At 54.2% G+C, this 2,052-nt stretch carries 1 protein-coding gene and 1 CRISPR repeat array; the gene reads right to left on the bottom strand.

Annotated features, from left to right (window positions below; genetic code table 11):
* Positions 1 to 18: 18 nt before the first annotated feature.
* Positions 19 to 732: a CRISPR direct-repeat array (repeat unit 36 nt; unit sequence GTTCCCCCTTCGGGGGGATCCCTAGAAATTGGAAAC).
* A 72-nt stretch (positions 733 to 804) separates the two neighbouring features.
* On the bottom strand, positions 805 to 1,806 hold the full coding sequence (locus NW829_RS12050; RefSeq protein WP_414357355.1) for a CHAD domain-containing protein: 1,002 nt from the start codon (positions 1,804 to 1,806) through the stop codon (positions 805 to 807).
* Positions 1,807 to 2,052: the final 246 nt, after the last annotated feature.

Genomic DNA, 2,052 nt, shown 5'->3' with positions numbered 1-2,052 from the left:
AAAACGATTACGTAGTGTGTTCCCCCTTCGGGGGGATCCCTAGAAATTGGAAACAATGGTACTTGGTTGAGCAAGAAAACGATTACGTAGTGTGTTCCCCCTTCGGGGGGATCCCTAGAAATTGGAAACAGCGTCTAGGCTGCTTACACTAGCCACGATCTTGACCAGGTTCCCCCTTCGGGGGGATCCCTAGAAATTGGAAACACTCCTTCCCTTTTCGCAGGGAGGTATACATATGTGCAGTTCCCCCTTCGGGGGGATCCCTAGAAATTGGAAACGTTTCTTGCTGAAGTCTGTACTTCGCCAATACATAATTAGCGTTCCCCCTTCGGGGGGATCCCTAGAAATTGGAAACAAGCATCTGCCAACTCTACTTTAGCCCTCTGAATCGAAGTGTTCCCCCTTCGGGGGGATCCCTAGAAATTGGAAACAATGAGGTTCTCGTTTGTCTGTGTAAATCTTCTCCTGGTCGAGTTCCCCCTTCGGGGGGATCCCTAGAAATTGGAAACTGACAGTCAGCACGGTACTGCCTAGGCTTTCCGGTGAAAAGTTCCCCCTTCGGGGGGATCCCTAGAAATTGGAAACTGACAGTCAGCACGGTACTGCCTAGGCTTTCCGGTGAAAAGTTCCCCCTTCGGGGGGATCCCTAGAAATTGGAAACACGAAGACCGCGAGAAGTTCAACATTGCTCACTATGTTCCCCCTTCGGGGGGATCCCTAGAAATTGGAAACCCTATAGCCACAAAAAATCCCCCGCCAATAAGGCGGGGTTTTTCCTTCGGGGGGATCTATAGAATTGGAAACCTAGGGATCCCCAGTTGGAAAGAAATTGGAAACAGAGAAAAGATTAGAGTAAAGCCGGTGCTGCTCGGCAGAGGCCAGGCAGCGCTGTTGGTGCTCAGGCCACTCCTGGAGGGCTAGTTTTTGTTGTTCCTGGAGAAGGGTTTGTAGGTCTGAGTCTGCAGGCAGCTCGCCTTGCAAAACCTGCAAATCGTTAAAGCGGCCCAGTTGATCCTGCAAGCACTTCAGGGTTGCTATCCAATCTTGCATGGTTTCCCCGTAAAAGGGCGCAAAAAACTCCACCTGATAGCGCAGCCGTTTGGTGGCCTTGCGCAGCTCGTGCAGTTGCTCAGCCTGGGCTTCCGTTGCGGGGAAAGCAGGGATCCGCCAGCCTGGCTGCAGCAGCCACTGGGCCAGCAGGGGAGTCAGCAAGTGGGGCAAGCTTTCCGGCAAAGGCAGCTCCGCCTGGGGCTTATAGCGGGGGTGAGCCAGCCACTGCTCGCAGGCAGCTTGAAACGCCAGGAAGTCAGCATCTTCAAGAATGCGGCGGGAGCGTTTCTCGGCTTGGGTTCGACGTTGCTGCAGATCTTGTTTTAGCTTCTCCAGTTCTGCCTGCTGGGCTGCCGGGATCCCTTCCCAGCAAGGTTCCTGCAGGATTTCCAGCAGCACGTCCAGATCCCGCTGCTTGCCCAAAGCACTGGCCAGCTTTTGCAGGCGTTTGGGCTTGAGAGGCTTGGGCAGCCGGACGGATCCCTGAAATACCTGCACCCAGGTGCCAATACGGCGCAGGGTCACCCGGATTTGGTGCAGAGACTCTGCCGCTTCTGGATGCTGGGTCAGAACTCGCTTTACGTGTTTCTGCAGCCGCTGCCATTGCTGGCTCAACAGCTGGTGGGCCCAGGCGGCCACGGTTGGCAAGGGCGCAGATGAGGGCAAGGTCAAGTGCAAGGACTCCGTCCCGCTGACGCGAAAGGACTCCGTCCCGCTGACGCGATCGGTTTTCAGCTCAGCAGCAACAGCGTCCACAGCCAGTCTCCTCTACCCAAAACGAGAACCAAGAGAGCAGCAGACTCTTTTCACATAGGTTATCCAGAATAGCTTGAGGTTACCCCCGCCTCTTCCTTTTTAATCTAATCTTAACCTTGGTAAACCGAGCAGGCTGTGGCCAGGGAAACTGTCGCGAGCTTTGGCCTGTCGCGCCATTCCCGTCAGCGGAACAGAGCATGACTCTAGTCAATAATAAGCTCAACTATACTGAAAATAATGTATAAT

Source organism: Synechococcus sp. R55.8 (assembly GCF_047461895.1).
Taxonomy (GTDB): Bacteria; Cyanobacteriota; Cyanobacteriia; order Thermostichales; family Thermostichaceae; genus Thermostichus.
This window is presented reverse-complemented; position numbering and strand designations above follow the sequence as displayed.